Genomic DNA, 3,905 nt, shown 5'->3' on the forward strand with positions numbered 1-3,905 from the left:
CCCCACCACGGACGGAGTGTTCATGCCGACCCAACTGCAAGAGAAGTGGCCCGCCGTCGACGGGGCGACTTTCAAGGAAGCCATGTCCCTGCTGGCGGCGCCGCTGACCGTGGTCACCACGCGTGACGCGACGGGTCAGCCCTGGGGGTTCACCGCCAGCGCGGTGACCTCGGTGTCACTGGAGCCGCCCCTCGTGCTGGTCGGCATCGCGCACACCTCCAGCTGCCACGAGGCGCTGACGCAGGTCCCCGAGTTCGTGATCAACGTGCTCGGGGACGAGCACCGCGACCTCGCGGGCCGCTTCGCCACCAGCGGCGTCGACCGGTTCGCCGGTGCGCCGCTGGAGGAGTGGCCGGACAGCCCCGGCCTGCCGCACGTGCCCGACGCGCTCGCCCTGCGGTGCGCGCTCGCGGACCGGATCACCCTGGGCGACCACGACCTGCTGGTCGGCCGGGTACTGGACGTCCGGCTGGCGGGCTCGGGCCGGCCGCTGCTGTGGTACCAGCGGGCCTTCCGGACCGCGACCTGACCCCGCGGCCGCCCGGCGTGATCCGCCGGGCGACCGCGGACAAACGTGGAGCCGGGCCGGGTGATCCCCGCCCCGGCTCCACTGCGTTGCGGTCTCGCATAGTGCCTGCTTTGGCTGGTGACTATCCGATGGTGAGGAAGGCGTTCCAGCCGTCCTCGTCCCTGCCGGACGCGGGCCCGAGGGTGGCGGTGCCGCCTTGGTAGAGCCACTGGCTCATCCCCCGGACTCCTGCAGGAACCTGGCGTATAACATCTGAGCCATATAGCATTAAAGCCATGACCGGTGAGCGGTACACCATCGAGATCGAGCCCGAGGTCCGCCTCTGGCTGGAGAACCTACCCGCCCACCACTACGTGATAGCCGAGCAGAAGGTCGACCGCCTCGCGGAGAATGCAACCACCCTCGGCGAGCCCTACACCCGCCACCTCGGCGGCAAGCTCCGTGAGCTGCGTTTCGACCTCGGCAGCAACACTCAGCGCATCACCTACTGGCTCGCCCCCCGACCGTCGTGTCGTACTGCTGACCGTCTTCCGCAAGACGAAGATGCGCGAGACGGCAGAGGTGGAGCGCGCCCACGCTGTTCAGGCCGCATGCGAGGCCAGCCACGCGCCGGCCACCGAACACGACATCTACAGCCGCCCGATCAAGGAGGAACTGCGATGAACCACGCCGAGTGGAAGACCCGCCGCCACCGCAAGCTCCTCGGCGAAGCGGTCGAGAACGACACCGAATACGACCGCCTGTACGAGGAGGCCGAACTAGCCCATGATCTCGGCCAGCTGGTGTACGACCGGCGCACGGCCCTGGGCCTGTCCCAGACCGAACTCGCCGAACGCTGCGGGATGAAGCAGCCCCAGATCTCCCGGATCGAAGGCGGCGGCACCGTACCCACCATCCCTCTCCTGCGACGCCTGGCACGCGCCCTCGAAGCCGACCTGACCATCGAGCTCACCCCACACCACCAAGCGGCCTGAGCGGTCTCCCGATACCCGGCCTGCCGCACGTCCTCGCCGCACTCGCCCTGCGCTGCGCGCTCGCGGACCGGATCACCCTGGGCGACCACGACCTGCTGGTCGGCCGCGTCCTGGAGGTGCGCCTGGCGGGCTCGGGCCGCCCGCTGCTCTGGTACCAGCGGGCCTTCAGGACCGCCACCTGACCCCACGCCCCCTCGGCGCAACCCGCCGGGCGGGCGCGGACAAACGTGGAGCCGGGACGGGTGACCCCCGTCCCGGCTCCACTGCGTTGCGGGCTTGCTGTGACTGGCGGCTATCCGATGGTGAGGAAGGCGTTCCAGCCGTCCTCGTCCCTGCCGGACGCGGGGCCGAGGGTGGCGGTGCCGCCCTGGTACCGCACCAGCCCGGCCAGCAGCCGTGAAGTGAAGTCGACGACGGAGGCGTCCCGCTCCCTCTGGTCGATGCGCATCAGGGCGAGATCCCCCGCGTCGCGGCGCCGCAGCCGTAGCGCGCGGACGGCGTCGAGCCTGCGGATGGTCGCGGCGGGATGGTGGAGCAGTTCGCTGAAGGGCACGTCCTCGTAGGCCGTAGGCATGACATCCGCAGTAGTTCGGATGTCATGCCTACGGCCTACCGGCCAGCGACCGGGCCGGACGGACACCCGTCCGGGCTCAGAGCGGCAGGTTCCCGTGCTTGCGGCTCGGCTGCGTTGCGTTCTTGGCGGCCAGCATGTCGAGGGTGGCGATCAGGCGGGAGCGGGTTTCGGCCGGGTCGATGACGTCGTCCACCAGGCCGCGTTCGGCGGCGTAGTAGGGGTGCATCAGCTCCGCCTGGTACTCCTTGATCCGCTGCGCCCGGGTCGCCTCGGGGTCGGCGGAGGCGGCGATTTCCTTGCGGAAGATCACGTTCGCTGCGCCCTCCGCGCCCATCACCGCGATCTCGTTCGACGGCCAGGCCAGGGCCACGTCCGCGCCGATCGAGCTGGAGTCCATCACGATGTACGCGCCGCCGTACGCCTTGCGCAGGACCAGGCTGATCCGCGGCACCGTGGCGTTGCAGTACGCGTACAGGAGCTTCGCGCCGTGGCGGATGATCCCCTGGTGCTCCTGGTCCACGCCCGGCAGGAAGCCCGGCACGTCGATCAGGGTGACCAGCGGGATGGAGAAGGCGTCGCAGAACTGTACGAACCGCGCCGCCTTCTCCGAGGCGCCGATGTCCAGCACGCCCGCCAGGTACGACGGCTGGTTCGCCACCACGCCCACGAGCCGGCCGCCGAGGCGGGCCAGCGCGCAGACCATGTTGCGCGCCCACTGGCCGTGGACCTCGAAGTAGTCGCCGTGGTCGACGATCTCCTCGATCACCTCGCGGATGTCGTAGCCCTGCGTCGGGCGCGCCGGGACGAGGTCCAGCAGCCTGTCGTTGCGGCGGTCCGCCGGGTCGTCCAGGTCGCCGGCCGGAGCCAGTTCGCGGTTGTTGGACGGCAGCAGCGACAGCAGGTGCCGCACGTCCTCCAGGCAGCTGCGCTCGTCGTCGTAGACGAACGAGGCCACGCCGGACACCGCCCCGTGGCTGTCGGCGCCGCCGAGGTGCTCCATGGACACGGCCTCGCCGGTGACGGCCTGGACCACGTCCGGCCCGGTGATGAACATCTGCGAGGTGCCGCGCACCATGAACACGAAGTCGGTGAGCGCCGGCGAATACGCGGCGCCTCCGGCGCACGGGCCCAGGATCACCGAGATCTGCGGGATCACCCCGGAGTTGCGCACGTTGCGCCGGAAGATGCCGCCGTACCCGGCGAGGGCGGTCACGCCCTCCTGGATGCGGGCGCCGGCGCCGTCGCACAGGCCCACGATCGGGGCGCCGGCCGCCTCCGCGAGGTCCATCAGCTTGTGGATCTTCGCCGCGTGGGCCTCGCCCAGCGCACCGCCGAAGATGCGGAAGTCGTGCGCGTAGGTGAACACGGTGCGGCCGTGGACGGTGCCCCAGCCCGTCACCACACCGTCGGTGTAGGGCTTCTTGTCCTCCAGGCCGAAGCCCGTCGCACGGTGCCTGCGCAGGCCTTCCACCTCGCAGAAGGAGCCCTCGTCGAAGAGGATCCCGATGCGCTCGCGAGCGGTCAGTTTGCCCTTGGCGTGCTGCGCGGCCGTCGCCCGCTCGCCCGGTCCGGCCACGGCCAGGGCCCGTATCGCCGCGAGCTCCGTGGCGCGCTCCCGCAGACTCTCCAACTGACTCTCCTCGCCGTTGCTCAAGTGGCCCGTTCCCAACGTCCCAGGATCCGGCCGGGCTCTCGAGCCCGGCTGGAACGCGGGTGTCCGTGGTGCGGGACCGTCAGTAGCGGTAGTGGTCGGGCTTGTACGGGCCCTCGACCTTGACGCCGATGTACTCGGCCTGCTCCGGACGCAGGGTGGTGAGCTTGACGCCCA

The 3,905-nt window shown here is 70.6% G+C and carries 6 protein-coding genes and 1 pseudogene; 4 read left to right on the forward strand and 3 right to left on the reverse strand.

The window, feature by feature from the left end; genetic code table 11:
- Positions 1-22 precede the first annotated feature (22 nt).
- From AB0D44_RS30825 to AB0D44_RS30840, 4 genes and pseudogenes are all read left to right on the forward strand, one after another.
- Positions 23-529 (forward strand): flavin reductase family protein, encoded by a 507-nt coding sequence (locus AB0D44_RS30825; protein ID WP_362597041.1) that lies wholly within the window; start codon positions 23-25, stop codon positions 527-529.
- 275 nt (positions 530-804) lie between these two features.
- Positions 805-1,192: pseudogene (locus AB0D44_RS30830) on the forward strand (type II toxin-antitoxin system RelE/ParE family toxin).
- A complete protein-coding gene (locus AB0D44_RS30835) occupies positions 1,189-1,503 on the forward strand; it encodes a helix-turn-helix transcriptional regulator (RefSeq protein WP_362597043.1) in 315 nt (104 codons plus the stop codon). Before AB0D44_RS30830 ends, AB0D44_RS30835 begins: the two are co-directional and overlap by 4 nt.
- A gap of 20 nt (positions 1,504-1,523) precedes the next feature.
- Positions 1,524-1,685 carry a flavin reductase family protein gene (locus AB0D44_RS30840; protein WP_362597054.1) on the forward strand — a complete coding sequence of 54 codons (162 nt, stop codon included), beginning with the start codon at positions 1,524-1,526 and terminating at the stop codon, positions 1,683-1,685.
- A gap of 110 nt (positions 1,686-1,795) precedes the next feature.
- On the opposite strand, the gene AB0D44_RS30845 is transcribed toward AB0D44_RS30840, so the two are convergent.
- The 3 genes from AB0D44_RS30845 to AB0D44_RS30855 form a co-directional block, all read right to left on the reverse strand.
- Positions 1,796-2,077: a hypothetical protein gene (locus AB0D44_RS30845; protein WP_362597046.1), complete on the reverse strand. Its 282-nt coding sequence runs from the start codon at positions 2,075-2,077 to the stop codon at positions 1,796-1,798.
- A gap of 76 nt (positions 2,078-2,153) precedes the next feature.
- Complete coding sequence (locus AB0D44_RS30850; protein WP_362597049.1) at positions 2,154-3,707, reverse strand: acyl-CoA carboxylase subunit beta; 1,554 nt, start codon at positions 3,705-3,707, stop codon at positions 2,154-2,156.
- A 103-nt stretch (positions 3,708-3,810) separates the two neighbouring features.
- On the reverse strand, positions 3,811-3,905 hold a 95-nt coding region (locus tag AB0D44_RS30855), incomplete at its 5' end, for an adenosylhomocysteinase (RefSeq protein WP_351650166.1).

Source organism: Streptomyces sp. NPDC048349 (genome assembly GCF_040651925.1).
Lineage (GTDB): Bacteria > Actinomycetota > Actinomycetes > Streptomycetales > Streptomycetaceae > Streptomyces.

Bases quoted from the DNA above. Each gene is read 5' to 3' on its own strand.
- AB0D44_RS30825 (WP_362597041.1), top strand. From the start codon at position 23: ATGCCGACCCAACTGCAAGAGAAGTGGCCCGCCGTCGACGGGGCGACT.
- AB0D44_RS30835 (WP_362597043.1), top strand. From the start codon at position 1,189: ATGAACCACGCCGAGTGGAAGACCCGCCGCCACCGCAAGCTCCTCGGC.
- AB0D44_RS30845 (WP_362597046.1), bottom strand. From the start codon at position 2,077: ATGCCTACGGCCTACGAGGACGTGCCCTTCAGCGAACTGCTCCACCAT.